Raw genomic sequence first — 20,076 nt, 5'->3', positions numbered from 1 at the left:
TCAGGATCCGCCGTCCGGCACGAACACGTAGCCGACGCCCCACACCGTCTGGATGTAGCGCGGCTGGGCCGGGTCGGGCTCGATCATCTTGCGCAGACGCGAGATCTGCACGTCCAGGCTGCGGTCGAAGGGCTCGAACTCGCGGCCGCGGGCCAGCTGGGCCAGCTTGTCGCGCGAGAGCGGCTGACGCGGGTGACGCACCAGGGCCTTCAGCATCGAAAACTCGCCCGTTGTCAGGGCGATCGGCTCGCCTTCCTTGCTCAGGCGGCGCAGGGCCAGATCGAACTCGAACGGGCCGAACTGCACGGTCTGCGCTTCCTTCGCGGGTGCGCCAGGCGCCTCCTGGGCCGGGCGGCGACGCAGCACGGCGTGGATGCGGGCCAGCAGTTCGCGGGGGTTGAAGGGTTTGGGCAGGTAGTCGTCCGCCCCGACTTCCAGGCCAACGATGCGGTCCACATCCTCGACCTTGGCCGTCAGCATGATGATCGGCGTCACGTCGTTCGCGGCGCGCAGGCGGCGGCAGATGGACAGGCCGTCCTCGCCGGGGAGCATCAGATCGAGCACGATCAGATCGACCGTCTCGCGGGTCAGCAGGCGGTTGAGCGCCTTGGCGTCTTCAGCCAGCAGGACCTCGAACCCCTCCTGGCTGAGGTAGCGGCGCAGCAGGTCGCGGATGCGGGCATCGTCGTCCACGACCAGGATGCGGTCGGGACGCTGGTTGGTAGGCGTCGTGCTCATCTCTGCTTTCCTCGGATTTGTAACAGAGGCGGATTGTGGACAGGTTCCGGCGTGCAAAAACGCCGGTCTGACCAGCTGTTACAAATCTTGCGGGTCTGGCGGGCTTGCGTCAAGCGGGTTTCGATTCCATCAGCGGGGTCGTCCGGATGCCACGGCGCGGCGTTGTATAAGAACGCAAACCACGTCTCAGAGGGACTGTTCACCCATGCAATCCATCCATCGCGCTCTGTCATCCCGCCGTGCAGCGGCTGCCCTGGCCGTCACGGCCGCCACCCTGGCGGGCCTGCCCGCCATGGCTGCCGAGCCCGTGCGCGACAACGTCGTCAGCTTCAGCACCACCGCCACCCGCGAACTCGTTCAGGACCTGATCCAGATCACCCTGCAGGCCCGGCAGGAGGGCCCCGTGGCGGCCGATGTGCAGGCCCAGCTCAAGCAGCAGCTGGAGGCGGCCCTGGTCGAAGCCCGCAAGGCCGCCGTGCCCGGTGGCATGGATGTCCGCACAGGTGGTTTTCACCTCTCGCCTCGCTACACGAACAACGGGCGCGTCAACGGCTGGCAGGGGCAGGCGCAGCTGGTGCTGGAGGGCACCGACATGGCCCGCATCAGCCAGACGGCCGGCAAGCTCAACGCCCTGCAGATCACCAGCGTGTCGTATGGCCTGTCCCGTGCGCTTCGCGAGTCTCAGGAGAGCGAGCTCACCAGCCAGGCGATCGCCCGCTTCCGTGAGCGCGCCCAGCGCATCGCCGCTGATTTCGGGCAGCGCGGTTTCAGCTTGGGCGAGGTGAGCGTGTCGTCCACCGATCCGGGCTTCGAAGGGCGCCCTGTCCTCATGGCGGCCCGGGCCAAGACCATGGAAATGATGGCCGACGCACCGGTGCCGGTTGAACCCGGCAAGGGCACGCTGTCGGTGACCGTCAGTGGTCAGGTTCGGCTGACGCCTTGAGTCGGTCAGCGGCGGTCCGCTCCTGCCAAAGGCCGCCCAGCAGCACCTGATGGGGCAGAAACTGCGCCTTGTAGGCCATCTTCTGGCTCGCCTCGATCCAGTAGCCCAGGTACAGATAGGGCAGGCCCAGGTGTGCGGCCTGTCTGATCTGCCACAGCACGTTGTAGGTGCCGTAGCTGGCCCGTGCTTCCGGCTCATAGAACGTGTAGACCGCCGACAGCCCGTCGTTGAGGATGTCGAGGATCGACACCATCTTCAGTCTGCCCTGCGTCTCGCCGGGTCGGGCAGGTTCCCGGAACTCCACCAGGCGGGAGTTCACCCTGCTTTGCAGCAGGAACTGCGTGTACTGATCGACTGAATCGTGGTCCATGCCGCCGCCGCGGTGTCGGCCGGCCTGATAGCGCAGGTACATCTGGTAGTGCTCGGGCACGAAGCACAGGCGCAGTACCCGGGCCTCCAGGTGTTCATGCGCACGCCAGGCGCGCCGCTGGCTCCGGTTCGGCTCGAAGTTGGCCACCGGCACGCGCAAGGGGATGCACGCCCGGCAGCCATCGCAGTGCGGCCGGTACGTGAACATGCCGCTGCGACGGAATCCGTTGGCCACCAGCCCCGAATACACGTCGGCATTGATCAGGTGGCTGGGCGTTGCCACCTGCGAACGGGCGCCTTTCCCCTCCAGGTAGCTGCAGGGGTAGGGCGCGGTGGCGTAGAACTGCAGAGACGCCAGGGGCAGGTCTTTGAGATGGGTCACAGGCCGTCCAGTTCTGACCAGAGCGAATCATCATAGGCCCAGGCTTGCGGCGGCGGTTGATCGATCACGGCCTGCAAATGGGCTTCAAATGCGGGACGGGGCAAAGGCCGTGCCCCCAGTGATGCGAGGTGCGCGGTCTGCTGCTGGCAGTCGATCAGCGTGATGCCATTCGCCCGGCAGAAGCACACCAGCGCTGCCAGCGCGATCTTGGAGGCGTCACTGCGCCAGGCGAACATCGACTCGCCGTAAAACATGCGGCCGATGCTGACGCCGTACAGGCCACCAACCAACTCGCCCTCCCACCAGGTCTCGAACGAATGGACGAAGCCTCTCCGATGCCAGCCCGCGTAGGTCTGCTGGATGGCGGGCACGATCCAGGTCCCGTCCTGACCGTCTCGCGGTGTGCCTGCGCAGGCCTGGATCACCCGGTCGAATGCCGTGTCGACCCGGATGACGCTCTCGGGCGTGTCCCGGAAGCGGCGGATCGTCTTGCGCAGCGAGCGCGACAGCTTGAACTCCGCTGGCGACAAGACCATGCGCGGGTCGGTCGACCACCAGAGCACCGGCTGGCCGGGGCTGAACCACGGAAAGATGCCCCGACGGTACGCCGCTTCCAGGCGCGCAACACTCAACTCGTTGCCTGCGGCCAGCAGGCCGGGCGCGTCAGAATCCGGTCCCAGCGCGAGGCGGGTGTCCGGAAAGGGCGTGTCGGGTTCGAGCCAGGGGATCATGCCCAGATCATAAAAAAAGCCCGATGGCGTGCCATCGGGCTTAAGGTACCTTAGAAAAGGTTCGAGAGGTACCGAGGAGACAACCTTTCAGGGAGTACCGCTTGTCCAGGGCGGTCACTCTCGGACTCAGCGTACGCGACGAAGTTCACTGGCCAGGGCGGACGACCCTGCAAAGTTTTGTAAGCCAGGTGAACCATGCGGCCATCAGGCGGCCTTGCGCGGGGTCTTGCTGGCGGCGGCCTGGGTGGCCTTCACGGCGGTCGAGGTCATGGCCTGGAAGTTGGCTTCAGCGACGTCAGCGGCTTGCTTGGCGGCCTTCTGCACGGTGTCGAAGGCGTTGTTGGCGGCGGCCACGGCCGACTTCACCAGCACGACGGCGTTTTCGGTGCCGGCGGGCGCGTTCTTCACAGCGTTGTCGACCACCGAGGTGAACTTCTGCTGAGCTTCGGCAACCTGGGCTTCGGCCAGCTTGCTGACTTCGGCGCTGGTGGCCGAAGCGATGTCGTACAGGTGGCGGCCGTAGGCAGCCGCCTTTTCAGCCGAGGGCTGCAGCAGGCTGGCGTGCAGGGCGAACAGCTCCTGGGGATCCTTGGCTGCCATCACGGCCTTGGCGTGCTCGGCGGCTTCTTCCATCGAGGTCTTGGCGACCTGCAGGTTCAGTTCAACAACCTTTTCCACGCCGGCGAAAGCCTTCTGGCTCAGGTCGAACAGGGTGGCGAGGTTGGCCTTCTGGGCGGCGAGCAGTTGTTCAGCGGTCAGCATATGGATCTCCATTGAGTGGTTGAGGTGTTGCACCAAGATCAGCCTGGACTGCTTTGCTGCGTTGCAACATGAGTCGAAGTATAGGCAGCCTGGCGGCGTTTGCAAGTGTTTTTTGTGCGCTGCAGCAAGCGGTGTAATCAACTGTCAAATTCTTGACGATCCCGCTGTGTCAGATCGGCTCACCACACGGGGCTGGGTTGCGGCGGGCGCTTCGCCTACACTTGCGCGTCGCCCGAATGTCCAACCTTGTGATCAGACCATCATGAGCCTGCTGAATGTCCCCGCCGGTGCCAAGGCACCCGACGTCTTCAACGTCATCATCGAGATCCCGGCCAACGCGGATCCGATCAAGTATGAAATCGACCACGAAACCGGCGCCGTGTTCGTCGACCGTTTCATGGGCACGGCCATGCACTACCCGTGCAACTACGGCTACGTGCCCCAGACGATCGCCGCCGACGGTGACCCCGTCGACGTGCTGGTCGTGACCCCGTTCCCGCTGCAGCCCGGCGTGGTCATTCCCTGCCGTCCGCTGGGCATCCTGAAGATGGAAGACGAGGCCGGCGGTGACTCCAAGCTGGTGGCCGTGCCGACCGAGAAGATCTGCGCCATGTACAAGGGCATCCAGAAGCTGGAAGACCTGCCCGAGCTGCTGGTCCAGCAGATCAAGCACTTCTTCGAGCACTACAAGGACCTGGAGCCCGGCAAGTGGGTGAAGGTCGTGGGCTGGGATGGCATCGACGCGGCCAAGGCCGAAGTCACGACCGGCCTGGAAGCCTTCAAGAAGCAGCACTGATCGCTGTCTGCGGCGCCCCCTCGGGGGGTGCCGGGCGTAAAAAAGCCGCCTCTCCGTGCGAGGGCGGCTTTTCTTTTGCCCGCGCGCCTCAGGTCAGCTGGGACATCACGCGGCGCAGCGTGTCTGCCACCTGGGCGAGCTGGCTCTCGCTCACGATGAGCGGGGGCGCGATCGCGATGTTGTCGCCCGCGGCCCGCACCAGCACGCCGGCCTCGAAGCAGCCCAGAAAGACCTCGAAGGCACGGCGGCCAGGCGCGGCACCCGCGCGCGGCGCAAACTCGATCGCCGCCACCAGCCCGGTGTTGCGGATGTCCACCACGTGGGGCAGGTCACGCAGACCATGAACCGTTTCTTCGAGCGCACCGTGGAGCCGTGTGCCGCGCGTGAGCAGGTCTTCCTCGGCGTAGGTGTCCAGCGTGGCGAGGGCTGCGGCGCAGGCCATCGGGTGGCCGGAGTAGGTGTAGCCGTGGGGCAGTTCGATGCCCGGGCCGCTGGCTTGCATGAAGGTGTCGTGGATCTCCTGCCGCACCGCGACCGCCCCCATCGGAATCGTCCCGTTGGTGATGCCTTTGGCCATGGTGATCATGTCGGGCACCACGCCGTACTTCTGTGCGGCAAACGGGGCACCCAGCCGCCCGAAGCCCGTGATGACCTCGTCGAAGACGAGCAGGATGCCGTGCTTGTCGCAGATGGCGCGCAGACGCTCGAGGTAGCCCTTCGGCGGCAACAGCACCCCGGTGGAGCCAGCCATGGGCTCGACGATCACGGCGGCAATCGTCGACGCATCGTGCAGCGTCACCAGGCGTTCGAGGTCGTCGGCTAGTTCGGCGCCGTGCTCGGGCTGGCCGCGCGTGAAGGCGTTGCGCGTCAGGTCATGTGTGTGGCGAAGATGGTCGACGCCGGCCACGCTGCTGCCGAAGAGCTTGCGGTTGGGTCCCATGCCGCCGAGCGCGGTGCCGGCGAAGTTGACCCCGTGATAGCCCCGCTCCCGCCCGATCAGGCGGGTGCGCTGCGCCTCGCCCCGCACGCGGTGGTAGGCGAGGGCGATCTTCATCGCCGTCTCCACCGACTCCGAGCCGGAGTTCGTGAAGAAGAAGCGGTTCAGCCCGGGCGGCGTGAGGTGCTGCAGCCGGTCGGCCAGCTCGAACGCCAGCGGGTGCCCCATCTGAAACGGCGGCGCGAAGTCCATCTCGGCTGCTTGGCGGGCGATGGCCTCGACGATGCGTGGGCGGCCGTGTCCGGCGTTGACGCACCACAGACCCGCTGTGGCGTCCAGGACCTCGCGCCCCTCCGGCGTCCAGTAGTGCATGTCCTTGGCCTTCGAGAGCAGGCGAGGGGCCTGCTTGAAGTCCCGGTTTGCGGTGAACGGCATCCAGAAAGCGTCGAGGTTCGGTTGCATCGTGGCGTCCTTTGTCCAGAAGGCGTGACAGGTGGCCGCCCTGGGGCGGCCTGCTGCATCACATCCTGCCGTTTTTTCACCATCTGCGCGAGCGGCCTTGCCCGACGTGCCTCGGTCCTCCGGCCGGCCCGTGTCGTGCCATCGACCCGCTCTCTTCATCAGGTTGTTGCAAATTCGCGTCATCATGCGGCGGCGCACACGGACACACGCGTTCACAGCATCAGAGTGCTGTCTTATATAAGACATAAGTCTTTACTGGCGCACCCGATTCGCGCTAAACTGCACCTTGTATTCACGCACTTCTACCCCGGAGATCTCCATGACTCAACTCACCCGTGAACAGCAAATCGCTGCCCTGGAAAAGGACTGGGCCGAAAACCCCCGTTGGAAGCTCGTCAAGCGCGGCTACTCCGCAGCTGACGTGGTTCGCCTGCGCGGCAGCATGCAGCCCGAGTACACCCTGGCCAAGCGCGGCGCTGAAAAGCTGTGGGAAAAGGTCAACGGCGGTGCCAAGAAGGGCTACGTGAACGCTTTCGGCGCCATCACCGCCGGTCAAGCCATGCAGCAGGCCAAGGCTGGTCTGGAAGCCGTGTACCTGTCGGGCTGGCAGGTCGCCGCCGACGGCAACACCTCGGAAACCATGTACCCCGACCAGTCGCTGTACGCGTACGACTCGGTGCCCACCATGGTTCGCCGCATCAACAACACGTTCAAGCGTGCTGACGAAATCCAGTGGTCGCGTGGCATCAACCCCGGCGACGACAACTTCATCGACTACTTCCTGCCCATCGTCGCTGACGCGGAAGCCGGTTTCGGTGGCGTGCTGAACGCCTTCGAACTGATGAAGAACATGATCGCTTCGGGCGCTGCCGGCGTTCACTTCGAAGACCAGCTGGCCGCTGTGAAGAAGTGCGGTCACATGGGTGGCAAGGTGCTGGTCCCGACCCGCGAAGCCGTTGAAAAGCTGATCGCTGCGCGTTTCGCTGCCGACGTGATGGGCGTGCCCACCATCGTTCTGGCCCGTACCGACGCTGAAGCCGCCAACCTGCTGACCAGCGACTGCGACGACAACGACAAGCCGTTCGTGACCGGCGAGCGCACGCAAGAAGGCTTCTACCGCGTCAAGAACGGTCTGGAGCAAGCCATCAGCCGCGGTGTCGCCTACGCTCCGTACGCTGACCTGGTGTGGTGTGAAACCGGCGTGCCTGACATCGGCTTCGCCCGTGAGTTCGCTCAAGCCGTGCACGCCGCCTGCCCCGGCAAGCTGCTGTCGTACAACTGCTCGCCTTCCTTCAACTGGAAGAAGAACCTCAACGACTCGCAGATCGCTTCGTTCCAGGAAGAGCTGTCGGCCCTGGGCTACAAGTACCAGTTCATCACGCTGGCTGGTATCCACATCAACTGGTACAACACGTTCCAGTTCGCCCACGCTTACGCCCGCGGCGAAGGCATGAAGCACTACACCGAAATGGTGCAAGAGCCGGAATTCGCTGCTCGCGAAAAGGGCTACACCTTCGTGTCGCACCAGCAGGAAGTCGGCGCTGGCTACTTCGACGACGTGACCACCGTGATCCAGGGTGGTTCGTCTTCTGTGAAGGCCCTGACCGGCTCGACCGAAGAAGAGCAGTTCCACTGATCGGTGTAGAAGGGGCTCGCCGGCGGCGAGCGCCTTCCCCCCGTCAGGAACGACGCCAACGGCGCCCTCAGGGCGCCGTTTCCGTTGGTGCGCCCGTATAATCGAGCGTCTAGCAAGCTGCCCGCGGGGTGGCCCAACGTAAGGACCGTAGAAAGGCACGCACGGTTATGACACCGCGAACTTCGACCCCCTTTACCTCGACCGAGGTCTAGTCGGCTGGCCGCTGCTTTCGCACACCTGTACCTTTTTCCCCTGAATCCAGGAAAGCGCGGCAACCACCGCGCTTTTTTTTGCCTGCCCGGAGCTGTGGGGCGGCACGTTTCCACACAAGGACACCAAGATGATTTCGATTCAGCTGCCCGACGGCTCCAAACGCGAGTTCCCGGGCCCCGTGACCGTGGCAGAAGTGGCTGCCTCCATCGGTGCTGGCCTGGCCAAGGCCGCTCTGGCGGGCCGCGTGGGGCAGGGCGATGCCGCCCGACTTGTCGACACCTCCTACCGCATGGAGGCCGACACGCAGCTGGCCATCGTGACCGAGAAGGACGCCGATGGCCTGGACATCATTCGGCACTCGACGGCCCACCTGCTGGCCTATGCCGTCAAGGAGCTGTTCCCCGAGGCGCAGGTCACCATCGGCCCGACCATCGAGGATGGTTTCTATTACGACTTCGCTTACAAACGCCCCTTCACGCCAGAAGACCTGGCTGCCATCGAAAAGAAGATGGCAGAACTCGCCAAGAAGGACGAGAAGGTCGAGCGCAAGGTGCTCCCTCGTGACGAGGCCGTCAGCTACTTCAAGGGCCTGGGCGAGCACTACAAGGCTGAGATCATCGAAAGCATCCCGGCCGATCAGGACGTGTCGCTCTACAGCGAAGGCGGCTTCACCGACCTGTGCCGCGGGCCGCACGTGCCCAGCACCGGCAAGCTCAAGCACTTCAAGCTGATGAAGGTGGCCGGTGCCTACTGGCGTGGCGACCACCGCAACGAGCAGCTGCAGCGCGTGTACGGCACGGCCTGGACGAGCAAGGAAGACCTGCAGCAGTACCTGACCCGCCTGGAAGAGGCCGAGAAGCGCGACCACCGCAAGCTGGGTCGCGAGCTCGACCTGTTCCACATCGACGACCACGCGCCGGGCGTCGTGTTCTGGCACCCCAAGGGGTGGACGGTGTGGCAGGCGGTCGAGCAGTACATGCGCCAGGTCTACCGCGACAACGGCTACCAGGAGGTCAAGGGTCCGCAGATCATCGACAAGGCGCTGTGGGAGAAGACGGGCCACTGGGACAAGTACCGCGAGAACATGTTCACCACCGAGTCGGAAAAGCGTGACTACGCGCTCAAGCCGATGAACTGTCCCGGCCACATCCTGATCTTCAACCAGGGTATCAAAAGCTACCGCGACCTGCCGGTGCGCTACGGCGAGTTCGGCCAGTGCCACCGCAACGAGCCCACGGGTGGCCTGCACGGCATCATGCGCGTGCGCGGCTTCACGCAGGACGATGGCCACATCTTCTGCACCGAAGACCAGATCCTGGACGAGTGCGTGGCTTTCACGGCGCTGCTGCAGAAGGTCTATACGGACTTCGGCTTCACCGACATCATCTACAAGGTGGCCACGCGGCCCGAGAAGCGCATCGGCTCGGATGAAAGCTGGGACAAGGCCGAGCAGGCGCTGATGGCCTCGCTGAAGGCCACCGGCAGCGAATTCCAGATCGCCCCGGGCGATGGCGCCTTCTACGGCCCGAAGATCGAGTACACGCTGAAGGACGCACTGGGCCGCCACTGGCAGTGCGGCACGATCCAGGTCGACTTCTCGATGCCCGAGCGCCTGGGGGCCGAGTACGTGACCGAGGCGAGCGACCGCAAGCACCCGGTGATGCTGCACCGTGCGATCCTGGGTTCGCTCGAGCGTTTCATCGGCATCCTGATCGAGCAGCATGCGGGTGCATTGCCGGTGTGGCTGGCGCCGGTGCAGGCGGTGGTGCTCAACATCACCGACGCCCAGGCCGATTACGCACGCGAAGTGGCCGCCGCGCTGACCAAGGCTGGGATCCGCACCAAGCTCGATACTCGGAATGAGAAGATCACCTACAAGATCCGCGAGCACGCCATGCAGAAGACGCCGTACTTCATCGTGCTGGGTGACAAGGAGCGTGAGGCAGGCACGGTGGCGGTGCGCGCCCGGGGCAATCAGGACCTGGGCGTCATGCCGCTCCAGCAGCTGATTTCGACGATTGAACAGGCGGTCGCCGAGCGCCGTTGAGCCGTCCCGCGGGCTTAATCGGGATGGCCGCAGGGCGTTGGTTTGGTGCAACGCCCTGCGCTCATGTAAAATCTCGCGCGCAAAGGTCAGACGGCGCGATCGTCCGCTACGGTCTCGCATTGCACCCATCCACGGTGCCTTGTGTCTGGTCTTCGTGCGCGCCCGGGGCGTCACAACCTCGGCGCGATGTCGCTGATGACTTCACCCATGAAGCTCGATCCAGACATCGCCAGTCAGGCTGGAGCATGGCCGTTTCGTTGGCAAACGAACGGTCGGCCACGGTCCGCTGCGGGCGCGTGTTCACTGACCATTGGTTCGAGCGATTTCAACGCCGGGCCTGAAGGAAACCGACATCGCTAACTTCTTTGACCGCCGTACGCGCAATGATGAGCGCAAGCACCGGCTGAATCGCGAAATCACCGCCCCCGAAGTCCGTCTGAACGGACCGGAGAACGAGCCGCTGGGCATCGTCAGCATCCAGGAAGCGCTCCGCCTGTCGGCCGAGCACGACGTGGATCTGGTGGAGATCGCCGCTCAAGCCGATCCGCCGGTCTGCCGTCTGATGGATTACGGCAAGTTCAAGTACCAGGAACAGAAGAAGGCCCACGACGCCAAGCTCAAGCAGAAGGTGATCGAGGTCAAGGAAGTCAAGTTCCGCCCGGGTACCGACGAAGGCGACTATCTGATCAAGCTCCGCAACCTGCGCCGCTTCCTCGAGGACGGTGACAAGGGCAAGGTCACGCTGCGTTTCCGCGGCCGCGAGATCACGCACCAGGAACTGGGCATGCGCCTGCTGGAGCGGGTGCGCGATGACCTGACGGATTGCTCGACGGTCGAGAACATGCCCAAGCTCGAGGGCCGCCAGATGATCATGGTTCTGGCCCCGAAGAAGAAGAAGTAAGCCAGTGGGCTGAATTTCTTCTACAATGCGAGGTTTCGCCGGGGCGTGATTGCTTCGGCGGCGCGTATCAGGTCTGTCCGTGTGGTGGTCTGGTGCGCAACGGCAGTCGGTCTGGTCACCGGCGGCCGCTTCAAAGTGACTGCAGGCCATCAAGACGCGGAAGTGGTATTTCGCGGCGCCTGGCAGACACAATTCAAAAGGAGCAGAACATGCCCAAAATGAAGACCAAGAGCAGTGCGAAGAAGCGTTTTCGCGTGCGTCCGGGTGGCACCGTCAAGCGCGGTCAAGCCTTCAAGCGTCACATCCTGACCAAGAAGACCACGAAGAACAAGCGTCAGCTCCGCGGCGCTGTGAACGTGCACGAGACCAACATGGGCCACATGGCCCAGATGCTGCCTTTCGCCGGCCTGTAAGCCGCGCAAGTCAGTCGTCTCAAGGTCTCTGGTTTAGATAGTCAACGCAGAAGGAGTCATCCATGCCTCGCGTCAAACGTGGCGTTACCGCCCGCGCTCGTCACAAGAAGGTTCTCGCCCTGGCCAAGGGTTTCCGCGGCCGCCGCAAGAACGTTTACCGCATCGCCAAGCAGGCGGTCATGAAGGCAGGCCAATACGCCTACCGTGACCGCCGTGCCAAAAAGCGCGAATTCCGCCGCCTGTGGATTGCCCGTATCAACGCCGGCAGCCGCGCTCTGGGCCTGACCTACAGCAAGTTCATCGCTGGCATCAAGAAGGCGTCGATCGAGATCGACCGCAAGGTGCTGGCCGACATGGCTGTCAACGATCCGGCAGCTTTTGCCAGCATCGTTGAAAAGGCCAAGGCTCAACTGGCTGCCTGATCTTTCAGACAGCACGATGCACCGCACACAGCCCCACCGGCTCAGCCGGGCGGGCGTGCGCAAGTGACCTGAAGGCCAACGTCAAGTTGGCCTTTTTTTTCGACCCGACACGATGAACGACCCGCAAAGCGACCTCGAAGCCCTGGTGCAATCGGCCCAGGATGCCTTTGCCGCGGCCGGCACCCCCGCCGACCTGGAAAACGCCAAGGCCCGGTTCATGGGCAAGTCCGGCAGTCTGACCGACCTGCTCAAGGGCATGGGCGCGCTCAGCCCCGAAGAGAAGAAGACCCGCGGCGCCGCCATCAACCAGGCCAAGCAGCGCGTGGAAGCCTTGCTGAACGACCGCCGTCAGGCGCTGGCCGATGCCGAGCTGGCACAGCAGCTTCAGGCCGAGCGCCTGGACGTGACGCTGCCGGGCCGGCGTCGTGGCGAGGGTGGCCTGCACCCGGTGTCGCTCAGCATCGAGCGCATCGAAGGCATCTTCGGGTCGATGGGCTTTGCCGTGGCCGATGGCCCCGAGATCGAGGCCGACTGGTTCAACTTCACCGCGCTGAACACGCCGGAAGACCATCCGGCGCGCTCGATGCACGACACCTTCTACGTGGAAGGCGGTCACCTGCTGCGCACGCACACCAGCCCGATGCAGGTGCGCTACGCCGTGCAGCACGTCAAGGCGCATGCCGAAGAGCTGGCCCGTGGTGAACGCATTCCCGAGATCCGCGTCATCGCACCGGGACGCACCTATCGGGTGGACAGCGACGCCACGCACTCGCCAATGTTCCACCAGTGCGAAGGCCTGTGGATCGGCGAGTCGGTGAGCTTCACCGACCTGAAGGCGGTGTTGAGCGACTTTTTCAGCACCTTCTTCGAGACCGACGCGCTGGACATCCGTTTCCGCCCGTCGTTCTTCCCGTTCACCGAGCCGTCTGCCGAAGTGGACATCGCCTTCGCCTCCGGTCCGCTCAAGGGCCGTTGGCTGGAAGTCGGTGGGGCAGGGCAGGTGCACCCGAACGTGGTGCGCAACTTCGGCCTGGACCCTGAGCGCTACATCGGTTTTGCGTTCGGTCTGGGTCCGGACCGCCTGACCATGCTGAGATACGGCGTGAACGACCTGCGCCTGTTCTACGAAGGCGACCTGCGTTTCCTGCAGCAGTTCCAGTGACCTGTCCGGCGTCGCGTTGCCGCGATGCCGCTTCCGCTCCCGCCCGTTCCCTGGCCACCCGGCATGACCCGGCAGCCGCCTCACTGAAAGGATCGCCGACATGAGCACTTCGACCACCATCCGCGCCTGGGCCGCTCAGGAAGCCACACGCCCGGTCACGCCGTTTTCGTACGACCCGGGCCCGCTGGGCGCCGAGGAAGTCGAGATCCGCGTCGAGCACTGTGGCCTGTGCCACTCCGACCTGTCGATGATCGACAACGAGTGGGGCTTTTCGGGCTACCCGGTCGTCGGCGGCCACGAGGTGATCGGCAGTGTCGTGGCCCTGGGTGCCAATGCGAAGGGGCTGAAGCTGGGCCAGAAGGTCGGCCTGGGCTGGATGGCGCAGAGCTGCCAGACCTGCAAGCCCTGCCTGAGCGGCGAGCCGCAGATGTGCCGTGCCGGGGTGCCGACCATCGTCGGTCACCACGGCGGCTTCGCCGAGCGCGTGCGCGCGCACTGGCTGTGGGTGGCGCCGATTCCCGAGGGCGTCAACCCGGCCGATGCCGGCCCGCTGCTGTGCGGCGGCCTGACCGTGTTCTCACCGTTCCTGAACTTCGACATCAAGCCGACGCACCGCGTGGGCGTGGTGGGCATTGGCGGCCTGGGCCACCTGGCCTTGAAGTTCGCCCGCGCCTGGGGTTGCGAGGTGACGGCGTTCACCTCGAGCGAGTCCAAGCGTGACGAGGCGCTGTCGCTGGGCGCGCACAAGGTCGTGTCCAGTGTGGACGCCGCGTCGATGAAGTCGATTGCCGGCCGCCTTGACATGGTGATCGTCACCGTCAACGCGATGCTGAACTGGAAGGCGCTGATGGGCACGCTGGCGCCCAACGGCCGCCTGCACGTGGTGGGCGTGCTGCCCGCGCCGCTGGAGGTCGAGTCCTTTGCCCTGATCGGCGGGCAGCGCTCGGTGTCGGGCTCGCCCACGGGCTCGCGTCAGGACATCGACACCATGCTGGAGTTTGCCGCCCGCCACGGCATCGCCCCGCAAACCGAACATTTTCCGATGAGCCGCATCAACGATGCGCTGGACCACCTGCGCGCCGGCAAGGCCCGCTACCGCGTGGTGCTGGACGCCGACTTCGCCTGACAAGGCAGGCTCACCAAAAAAGATTCCCCAAGGATCCCTGACATGCAATTCCCTGAGTCCTGGCTGCGCAGCTTCTGCAACCCCGACCTGACCACCCAGCAACTGGCTGATCTGCTGACCATGGCCGGTCTGGAGGTCGAGGAACTGGACCCGGTCGCCCCGCCGTTCACGGGTGTGGTCGTGGGCCACGTGCTGGAAGTGGCCAAGCACCCGGATGCCGACCGCCTGAACGTCTGCAAGGTGGACGCCGGCACGGGCGCGGTGCTGCAGATCGTGTGCGGCGCGCCCAATGTGCGCCCGGGCATCAAGGTGCCGTGCGCCACGGTGGGAGCCGAGCTGCCCCCGGGCGCCGACGGCAAGGTGTTCAAGATCAAGCTGGGCAAACTGCGGGGCGTCGAAAGCCAGGGCATGCTGTGTTCGGCACGCGAGCTGGGCATCTCCGAAGAGGCCAGCGGCCTGCACATCCTGGCCGATGACGCGCCGGTGGGCGTCAACATCCGCGAGCACCTGAAGCTCGACGACACGCTGTTCACGCTGAAGCTCACGCCCAACCTGGCGCACTGCCTGAGCGTGGCCGGCATCGCCCGCGAGGTCTCGGCCCTGACTGGCGCGCCGCTGACGTTGCCGGCGATCGAGCCCGTCAAGCCTGCGATCGACGCGACCGTGCCCGTCAAGGTGGAGGCATCGGACCTGTGTGGCCGCTTTGCCGGTCGTGTGATCCGCGGCGTCAACCCGCAGGCCAAGACGCCCGACTGGATGGTCGAGCGCCTGGCGCGCTGCGGCCAGCGTTCGGTGTCGCCGCTGGTCGACATCTCGAACTACGTGATGTTCGAGCTGGGCCAGCCCTCGCACGTGTTCGATCTGGACAAGGTCAAGGGCGGCATCACCGTGCGCTGGGCGCGTGAAGGCGAAAGCCTCAAGCTGCTGAACGGCAACACCGTGGCGCTGGACGGGCAGGTGGGCGTGATCGCCGACGACGCCCAGGTCGAGTCGCTGGCCGGTGTGATGGGCGGTGATGCCACGGCCGTGGGCGACGACACCCGCAATGTCTACCTCGAGTCGGCCTTCTGGTGGCCCAAGGCGATTGCCGGCCGCGCACGCCGCTACAACTTCTCGACCGACGCGTCGCACCGCTTCGAGCGCGGCGTGGACCCGGCGCCGACCGTGGCCTACCTCGAGCGCATCACGCAGCTGATCCTCGACATCTGCGGTGGCGAGGCCGGCCCGGTGGACGACCAGATCGTGCGCCAGGCTGAACGCCAGCCGGTGACGCTGCGCCTGTCGCGCGCTCAGCGCGTGATCGGCATGCCGGTGTCACGCGAGGAGGTCGAGACCGTCTTCACCCGCCTGGGCCTGGCCTTCACCGCCAGCGCCGTCGAAGGCGACGTGCACCTGACCGTGACGCCGCCGAGCTGGCGCTTCGACATCCAGATCGAGGAAGACCTGATTGAGGAAGCCGTGCGCGTGATCGGCTTCGACAAGCTGCCCAAGCGCGCGCCCAAGGCCCCGGTGGTGTCCGAGGTGCGCCCGGAAGCGCAACGCAGCCTGTATGCCTTGCGCCGTGCCGTGGCCGCCCGTGGCTACCAGGAAGCGATCACCTTCAGCTTCGTCGAGGCCCGCTGGGAAGCCGACTTCGCCGGCAATGCCGACCCGATCAAGGTGCTGAACCCGATCGCGGCCCCGCTGGCCGTGATGCGCTCGACGCTCGTCGGCAGCCTGGTCGAGGTACTGCGCACCAACCTCGCCCGCAAGGCCGAGCGCGTCCGCCTGTTCGAGGTGGGGCGCGTGTTCCGCCGCGACGCCAGCGTGGTCGACAGCGACCAGACCGTGGGCGGGTTCAATCAGCCCGTGAAGGTGGCGGGCCTGGCCTATGGTCCGGCTGAGGCCCTGCAGTGGGGCGTGCCCAGCCGCAACGTCGATTTCTTCGACGTGAAGGGCGACGTCGAGGCGCTGCTGGCCCCGCGTCAGGCGCGCTTCGAGGCGGTCGAGCATCCGGCCTTCCACCCGGGCCGCTGCGCTCGGGTGTGGGTCGATGACCGCGACGTCGGCGTGATCGGTGAGCTGCACCCCAAGTGGCGTCAGAGCTACGACCTGCCGTTGGCGCCCGTGCTGTTCGAGCTGGATGCCGACGTACTGGCCGCGCGCGTGGTGCCGTCGTTCACCAGCGTGCCCAAGATGCAGTCGGTCTTCCGGGATCTGGCCCTGGTGGTCAAGGACGATGTGGCCCACGCCGCCCTGATCGAGGCCATCACCGCAGCGCCGACCGAAGGCCTGGTCAAGGGGGCTCGTCTGTTCGACATCTACAAGCCGAAGACCAGCGTTCAGGGGATGGCGGACGACGAACGCAGTCTCGCCGTGCGTGTGGAACTGCGCGATGATGAGCAGACGTTGACGGATGAGCGGATCGACGGCGCCATGAAGGCCGTGCTGACCGCGCTGGCGGCGTCCGTGGGCGCGCGCGTCCGCGGTTGACACCGGACGAGGGAGACCCGGGATGAACGACAAGCTCAGCGACCTGACGGTCCTGCTGCCCACCATCGAGACGCCGACGCTGACCAAGGCGGAGCTGGCCGAGTTGCTGTTCGAGCGTCTCGGCCTGAACAAGCGCGAGTCCAAGGACATGGTCGAGGCCTTTTTCGAGCTGGTGCATGGCACGCTGGTCGACGGTCAGGACGTGAAGCTGTCGGGCTTCGGCAATTTCCAGATCCGTCGCAAGGCACCCCGCCCGGGGCGCAATCCGCGTACGGGTGAGTCCATCCCCATCGCTGCGCGCAACGTGGTGACCTTCCATGCGAGCCAGAAGCTCAAAGGCATGGTCCAGGGGGATGTGCCGTCCGAAGGGGACATGGAGTAAAGTCTGTGGCCTTTGTCCGAAGGGCGAATTGAGCAATGGGAGCCATGGACCGCGTCGACAGTGTCTTGCCGCCGATTCCGGCCAAGCGCTACTTCACCATTGGTGAGGTCAGCGAGTTGTGCCTGGTCAAGCCCTATGTGCTGCGCTACTGGGAGCAGGAGTTCGTCCAGCTCAAGCCGATGAAGCGGCGCGGCAACCGCCGCTACTACCAGCATCACGAGGTGTTGCTGATCCGCCGGATTCGCGAGCTGTTGTATGAGCAGGGCTTCACCATCAGTGGGGCGCGCAACCAGTTGGCCGACATGGGGGCGTTGGCTGCCGCGCCGCTTCCCGAACCCGAGCTGCCAAGCGCGTCGGCCCGTGCGTTGGCTGGTAGCCAGGGCTGGGCATCTGCGGGTGCCGATGCGCGCGCGGCGCGGGCCCTGCAGGCCAGCCATGTGGCGGTCGCGGATGGGGGGTGGATGCCGCCCGATCTGGCTGCCTTCGACCAGCTGGACGCCGACAGCGCGCACGCCCTGCGCGAGGCGCTGCAGTCCATCCGGGACCTGCTGGGGTGAGGCCGGTGCATTGTGGGAATGTTGCAACGCAGCTTGATTTCGGTTTTCGAACCGTGACATAATCTAAGTCTTCGTCGGGGCGTAGCGCAGCCTGGTAGCGCACTTGCATGGGGTGCAAGGGGTCGCGAGTTCGAATCCCGCCGCCCCGACCAAGAACGACATGAGCCCAGCAGAGCAATCTGCTGGGCTTTCTGTCTTTTCAGGCTGCGTGAAGCGCGCTCCGGTGCCCGAAGACGCCTGGGGTCAGGGCTTGCGCTTCAGCTCTTCATTGACCGCGCGGTCGAACTCCTGCTGCAGCACCACCGGGAAGGCGGCGCTGATCGACCCGATGGCCAGCGGGCGCAGGCGCTCGAAAAGCGCCTTCAGTTCCTCCATGGCGCTGAGTTCCGGCAGGCCGCGGCGCGCAGCGCCACCTTCGCCTCGGTGTGCCTGAAGCGCCAGCCCCTTGATCTGTGCCAGGAACACCTGCTGCACGTAGGCCTGCGCGATGGCGCGGGTGTGCTCAATCAAGGCGTCCTGCAAGTCGAGCACGGTGTCCAGAGGCACCTTCAGTTCGGCAAGCTGCACGCCGATGCGTTCGAGCGCCGGGCTGAGGATCTCGAACTCGTCGGTGTCACCGACGCGCCGATACAGGCCGTTGCGGCTCAGTCGTTCGCGTTGTTCGGGCGTGGCGGTCGCGCCCCAGTTGGCCGCCATCTCGGCAATGTGCTTGCGCGCCGGCGATTCCACCGTGAAGAACGTGGTGGAGAACAGTTCGCTGATGAGTGCGTACTCCGACCACGCCCCTTCAGGCGTGTTCTCCAGCATGTCCTTGATGGCGTCGAGTCGGAAGCCTTGCTGGCGCAGATCGCGGATCAGCTCCAGCTTGCCCTGGTGCTCGCTGTCGTACAGCCCCAACCGGCCGCGAAGACGCGGCGGGGGAATGAGCCCCGCCGTCTGGTATGCGCGGATGTTGCGCACGCTCACGCCCGTGCGGGCAGAGAGCACCTCCACCGTCATGTCGACGGGGCTGCGGGCAGCAGAACGGGGGGGTTGGCGACGGGCGTCGATTTGTGACATGGGACACGATTGGTGAACCGTCCCGCATCATACTGGTGCTATGTTGCAGGTGTAATGTAACATTCGAACTGCCGTATGAATCGCGGCGGCGGGAACCCCGGTTGCCCGCGATCAACCTCAAAAAGGATCTCATCACGATGAACCGTTCCCGACTTGCCACGGCGGCCCTGGTCGCCTGCCTCACCTTCACCGCGAACTCGGCGCTGGCCGTGCGTGAGGTGGGCGCAGCCCGGTTTGAAGACACGCATGCCGTGGCTGGCCAGAACCTCGTGCTCAATGGCGCGGGCATGCGCGTGAAGATGATCATCAAGGTGTACGCGGTGGCGCTGTACCTGCCGCGCAAGGAGGCCACGACGGCGGGCGTGCTGGCTCAGGGTGGTCCCAAGCGCATCCAGATCGTGATGTTGCGCGATGTGCCAGCCGACAAGCTGGGCGAGTCGCTGGTGGACGGCATCAAGGCCAACACGACGGAGTCCGAGCGCGGGGCGCTCCAGGCTCGCATCGACGAGCTGGAGAAAGCCATGATCGCGCTGGGCGAGGCCCGCAAAGGCGCGATGATCCAGCTCGACTACCTGCCGGGCACCGGTACGCGGATCACGCTCTCGGGTCGCCCCGTCATGCGTGACGTTCCCGGCGAGGATTTCTATCGCGCACTCCTGAAGATCTGGCTGGGAGACAAGCCCGCCGACGGCGACCTGCGCGCCCGCATGCTGGGCGCCGACTGAGGTCGGTCAGGGCTGGGCGGCACGTGTGCTGCGCCCCTGAAAGCACAACGGGCGCCTTGGCGCCCGTTTGTCATGGTGTGGTGGGCAGGATGCGCCCAGGCCGCCTCAGCACTTGATGCCCATGTGCAGGGCCACCACGCCACCCGTCATGTTGTGCACATCGACGTGACCGAAGCCGGCCGTCTTCATCATGGCCTTCAGCGTGGCCTGATCCGGGTGCATGCGGATCGATTCGGCCAGATACTGGTAGCTGGCGGCGTCGCCGGCGACCATCTGGCCGAGGCGGGGCAGCACCTTGAACGAATACCAGTCGTAAGCCTTCTCCAGCGGCTTGGCCACTTTCGAGAACTCGAGCACGAGCAGGCGGCCGCCCGGCTTGAGCACGCGGCACATTTCAGCCAGCGCGAGGTCCTTGTGCGTCATGTTGCGCAGACCAAAGGCGACACTGACGATGTCGAAGGTGCCAGTGGGGAAGGGCAGCTTCTCGGCGTCGCACAGCGCGGTGGGCAGGGCCTTCCCGCTGTTGAGCAGGCGGTCGCGCCCGGTGCTCAGCATGGCTTCGTTGATGTCGGTGTGCACCACCATGCCGGTGGGCCCGACGCGCTTGGCAAAGGCCTCGGACAGATCGCCCGTGCCGCCGGCAATGTCGAGCACCTTCTGACCTTCGCGTGCGCCACTGGCCGCGATGGTGTAAGCCTTCCACAGGCGATGCAGGCCCATCGACATCAGGTCGTTCATGACGTCGTACTTGTTGGCGACGGAGTCGAACACCCCGCGAACGCGTTCTGCCTTCTGCGACTCGTCGACCTGCTGGAAACCGAAATGCGTGCTGCTCATGTGC

Annotated in this window: 20 protein-coding genes and 1 tRNA gene; 14 read left to right on the top strand and 7 right to left on the bottom strand. The window is 65.3% G+C overall.

Annotation, left to right across the window (positions count from 1 at the left end; genetic code table 11):
• On the bottom strand, nucleotides 1-738 hold the full coding sequence (gene ompR, locus DEH84_RS10470) for an osmolarity response regulator transcription factor OmpR (protein WP_109036801.1): 738 nt from the start codon (nucleotides 736-738) through the stop codon (nucleotides 1-3).
• A gap of 205 nt (nucleotides 739-943) precedes the next feature.
• On the opposite strand from ompR, the gene DEH84_RS10465 reads away from it, so the two are divergent.
• The gene (locus DEH84_RS10465; RefSeq protein WP_245932560.1) at nucleotides 944-1,681 is read left to right on the top strand and encodes an SIMPL domain-containing protein; all 738 of its coding nucleotides are present in this window, start codon (nucleotides 944-946) and stop codon (nucleotides 1,679-1,681) included.
• Here DEH84_RS10465 and DEH84_RS10460 read toward each other — a convergent pair.
• The 3 genes from DEH84_RS10460 to DEH84_RS10450 form a co-directional block, all read right to left on the bottom strand.
• A complete protein-coding gene (locus DEH84_RS10460) occupies nucleotides 1,653-2,432 on the bottom strand; it encodes an arginyltransferase (protein WP_109036800.1) in 780 nt (259 codons plus the stop codon). The genes DEH84_RS10465 and DEH84_RS10460 overlap by 29 nt on opposite strands.
• Nucleotides 2,429-3,163, bottom strand: a complete 735-nt coding sequence (gene aat, locus DEH84_RS10455; protein WP_109036799.1) for a leucyl/phenylalanyl-tRNA--protein transferase — start codon at nucleotides 3,161-3,163, stop codon at nucleotides 2,429-2,431. The genes DEH84_RS10460 and aat overlap by 4 nt, the downstream gene beginning before the upstream one ends.
• Nucleotides 3,164-3,367: 204 nt before the next feature.
• Nucleotides 3,368-3,925: a phasin family protein gene (locus DEH84_RS10450; protein WP_109036798.1), complete on the bottom strand. Its 558-nt coding sequence runs from the start codon at nucleotides 3,923-3,925 to the stop codon at nucleotides 3,368-3,370.
• Between the two features lie 262 nt (nucleotides 3,926-4,187).
• On the opposite strand from DEH84_RS10450, the gene ppa reads away from it, so the two are divergent.
• Nucleotides 4,188-4,721 carry an inorganic diphosphatase gene (ppa, locus tag DEH84_RS10445; RefSeq protein ID WP_109036797.1) on the top strand — a complete coding sequence of 178 codons (534 nt, stop codon included), beginning with the start codon at nucleotides 4,188-4,190 and terminating at the stop codon, nucleotides 4,719-4,721.
• An 88-nt stretch (nucleotides 4,722-4,809) separates the two neighbouring features.
• On the opposite strand, the gene aptA is transcribed toward ppa, so the two are convergent.
• Entirely contained in the window at nucleotides 4,810-6,120 is a 1,311-nt protein-coding gene (aptA, locus tag DEH84_RS10440) for an omega-aminotransferase AptA (RefSeq protein WP_109036796.1), read from the bottom strand.
• 319 nt (nucleotides 6,121-6,439) lie between these two features.
• Between aptA and aceA the strand changes: the two genes are divergently transcribed.
• The 11 genes from aceA to DEH84_RS10385 all read left to right on the top strand — a co-directional run bounded on the left by aceA (nucleotide 6,440) and on the right by DEH84_RS10385 (nucleotide 17,603).
• Entirely contained in the window at nucleotides 6,440-7,756 is a 1,317-nt protein-coding gene (gene aceA / locus DEH84_RS10435) for an isocitrate lyase (protein ID WP_109036795.1), read from the top strand.
• 340 nt (nucleotides 7,757-8,096) lie between these two features.
• Nucleotides 8,097-10,016, top strand: coding sequence for a threonine--tRNA ligase (gene thrS, locus DEH84_RS10430; protein WP_109036794.1), 1,920 nt, complete (start codon nucleotides 8,097-8,099; stop codon nucleotides 10,014-10,016).
• 352 nt (nucleotides 10,017-10,368) lie between these two features.
• Entirely contained in the window at nucleotides 10,369-10,917 is a 549-nt protein-coding gene (gene infC, locus DEH84_RS10425) for a translation initiation factor IF-3 (RefSeq protein WP_109038329.1), read from the top strand.
• Nucleotides 10,918-11,126: 209 nt separating this feature from the next.
• Complete coding sequence (gene rpmI / locus DEH84_RS10420; RefSeq protein WP_028601240.1) at nucleotides 11,127-11,330, top strand: 50S ribosomal protein L35; 204 nt, start codon at nucleotides 11,127-11,129, stop codon at nucleotides 11,328-11,330.
• Between the two features lie 62 nt (nucleotides 11,331-11,392).
• Nucleotides 11,393-11,752: a 50S ribosomal protein L20 gene (gene rplT / locus DEH84_RS10415; protein ID WP_058089095.1), complete on the top strand. Its 360-nt coding sequence runs from the start codon at nucleotides 11,393-11,395 to the stop codon at nucleotides 11,750-11,752.
• A 112-nt stretch (nucleotides 11,753-11,864) separates the two neighbouring features.
• The gene (gene pheS, locus DEH84_RS10410) at nucleotides 11,865-12,914 is read left to right on the top strand and encodes a phenylalanine--tRNA ligase subunit alpha (RefSeq protein ID WP_109036793.1); all 1,050 of its coding nucleotides are present in this window, start codon (nucleotides 11,865-11,867) and stop codon (nucleotides 12,912-12,914) included.
• Nucleotides 12,915-13,014: 100 nt separating this feature from the next.
• Nucleotides 13,015-14,040, top strand: a complete 1,026-nt coding sequence (ahr, locus tag DEH84_RS10405) for an NADPH-dependent aldehyde reductase Ahr (RefSeq protein ID WP_109036792.1) — start codon at nucleotides 13,015-13,017, stop codon at nucleotides 14,038-14,040.
• A 42-nt stretch (nucleotides 14,041-14,082) separates the two neighbouring features.
• Nucleotides 14,083-16,512 (top strand): phenylalanine--tRNA ligase subunit beta, encoded by a 2,430-nt coding sequence (gene pheT / locus DEH84_RS10400; RefSeq protein ID WP_109036791.1) that lies wholly within the window; start codon nucleotides 14,083-14,085, stop codon nucleotides 16,510-16,512.
• 22 nt (nucleotides 16,513-16,534) lie between these two features.
• Nucleotides 16,535-16,894, top strand: a complete 360-nt coding sequence (locus DEH84_RS10395; protein WP_109036790.1) for an integration host factor subunit alpha — start codon at nucleotides 16,535-16,537, stop codon at nucleotides 16,892-16,894.
• 44 nt (nucleotides 16,895-16,938) lie between these two features.
• Entirely contained in the window at nucleotides 16,939-17,451 is a 513-nt protein-coding gene (locus tag DEH84_RS19450) for a MerR family transcriptional regulator (protein ID WP_425428950.1), read from the top strand.
• 75 nt (nucleotides 17,452-17,526) lie between these two features.
• Nucleotides 17,527-17,603, top strand: a tRNA-Pro gene (locus DEH84_RS10385).
• Between the two features lie 91 nt (nucleotides 17,604-17,694).
• On the opposite strand, the gene DEH84_RS10380 is transcribed toward DEH84_RS10385, so the two are convergent.
• Nucleotides 17,695-18,510: a MerR family transcriptional regulator gene (locus tag DEH84_RS10380; protein WP_109036789.1), complete on the bottom strand. Its 816-nt coding sequence runs from the start codon at nucleotides 18,508-18,510 to the stop codon at nucleotides 17,695-17,697.
• A gap of 137 nt (nucleotides 18,511-18,647) precedes the next feature.
• Here DEH84_RS10380 and DEH84_RS10375 point away from each other — a divergent pair, with 137 nt between their 5' ends.
• Complete coding sequence (locus DEH84_RS10375; protein WP_109038328.1) at nucleotides 18,648-19,235, top strand: chalcone isomerase family protein; 588 nt, start codon at nucleotides 18,648-18,650, stop codon at nucleotides 19,233-19,235.
• A 105-nt stretch (nucleotides 19,236-19,340) separates the two neighbouring features.
• Here DEH84_RS10375 and ubiE read toward each other — a convergent pair whose 3' ends face one another.
• Entirely contained in the window at nucleotides 19,341-20,072 is a 732-nt protein-coding gene (gene ubiE, locus DEH84_RS10370; RefSeq protein ID WP_109036788.1) for a bifunctional demethylmenaquinone methyltransferase/2-methoxy-6-polyprenyl-1,4-benzoquinol methylase UbiE, read from the bottom strand.
• Nucleotides 20,073-20,076 lie beyond the last annotated feature (4 nt).

The organism is Aquabacterium olei (assembly GCF_003100395.1).
GTDB lineage: Bacteria > Pseudomonadota > Gammaproteobacteria > Burkholderiales > Burkholderiaceae_C > Aquabacterium > Aquabacterium olei.
Note: the sequence above shows the minus strand (reverse complement) of the source record. Positions and strands in the feature narration are given on the sequence as shown.

Coding starts and splice junctions, on each gene's coding strand:
- ompR (WP_109036801.1), bottom strand. CDS start 738: ATGAGCACGACGCCTACCAACCAGCGTCCCGACCGCATCCTGGTCGTG.
- DEH84_RS10465 (WP_245932560.1), top strand. CDS start 944: ATGCAATCCATCCATCGCGCTCTGTCATCCCGCCGTGCAGCGGCTGCC.
- aat (WP_109036799.1), bottom strand. CDS start 3,163: ATGATCCCCTGGCTCGAACCCGACACGCCCTTTCCGGACACCCGCCTC.
- DEH84_RS10450 (WP_109036798.1), bottom strand. CDS start 3,925: ATGCTGACCGCTGAACAACTGCTCGCCGCCCAGAAGGCCAACCTCGCC.
- ppa (WP_109036797.1), top strand. CDS start 4,188: ATGAGCCTGCTGAATGTCCCCGCCGGTGCCAAGGCACCCGACGTCTTC.
- aptA (WP_109036796.1), bottom strand. CDS start 6,120: ATGCAACCGAACCTCGACGCTTTCTGGATGCCGTTCACCGCAAACCGG.
- aceA (WP_109036795.1), top strand. CDS start 6,440: ATGACTCAACTCACCCGTGAACAGCAAATCGCTGCCCTGGAAAAGGAC.
- thrS (WP_109036794.1), top strand. CDS start 8,097: ATGATTTCGATTCAGCTGCCCGACGGCTCCAAACGCGAGTTCCCGGGC.
- rpmI (WP_028601240.1), top strand. CDS start 11,127: ATGCCCAAAATGAAGACCAAGAGCAGTGCGAAGAAGCGTTTTCGCGTG.
- rplT (WP_058089095.1), top strand. CDS start 11,393: ATGCCTCGCGTCAAACGTGGCGTTACCGCCCGCGCTCGTCACAAGAAG.
- pheS (WP_109036793.1), top strand. CDS start 11,865: ATGAACGACCCGCAAAGCGACCTCGAAGCCCTGGTGCAATCGGCCCAG.
- ahr (WP_109036792.1), top strand. CDS start 13,015: ATGAGCACTTCGACCACCATCCGCGCCTGGGCCGCTCAGGAAGCCACA.
- pheT (WP_109036791.1), top strand. CDS start 14,083: ATGCAATTCCCTGAGTCCTGGCTGCGCAGCTTCTGCAACCCCGACCTG.
- DEH84_RS10395 (WP_109036790.1), top strand. CDS start 16,535: ATGAACGACAAGCTCAGCGACCTGACGGTCCTGCTGCCCACCATCGAG.
- DEH84_RS19450 (WP_425428950.1), top strand. CDS start 16,939: ATGGACCGCGTCGACAGTGTCTTGCCGCCGATTCCGGCCAAGCGCTAC.
- DEH84_RS10380 (WP_109036789.1), bottom strand. CDS start 18,510: ATGTCACAAATCGACGCCCGTCGCCAACCCCCCCGTTCTGCTGCCCGC.
- DEH84_RS10375 (WP_109038328.1), top strand. CDS start 18,648: ATGAACCGTTCCCGACTTGCCACGGCGGCCCTGGTCGCCTGCCTCACC.
- ubiE (WP_109036788.1), bottom strand. CDS start 20,072: ATGAGCAGCACGCATTTCGGTTTCCAGCAGGTCGACGAGTCGCAGAAG.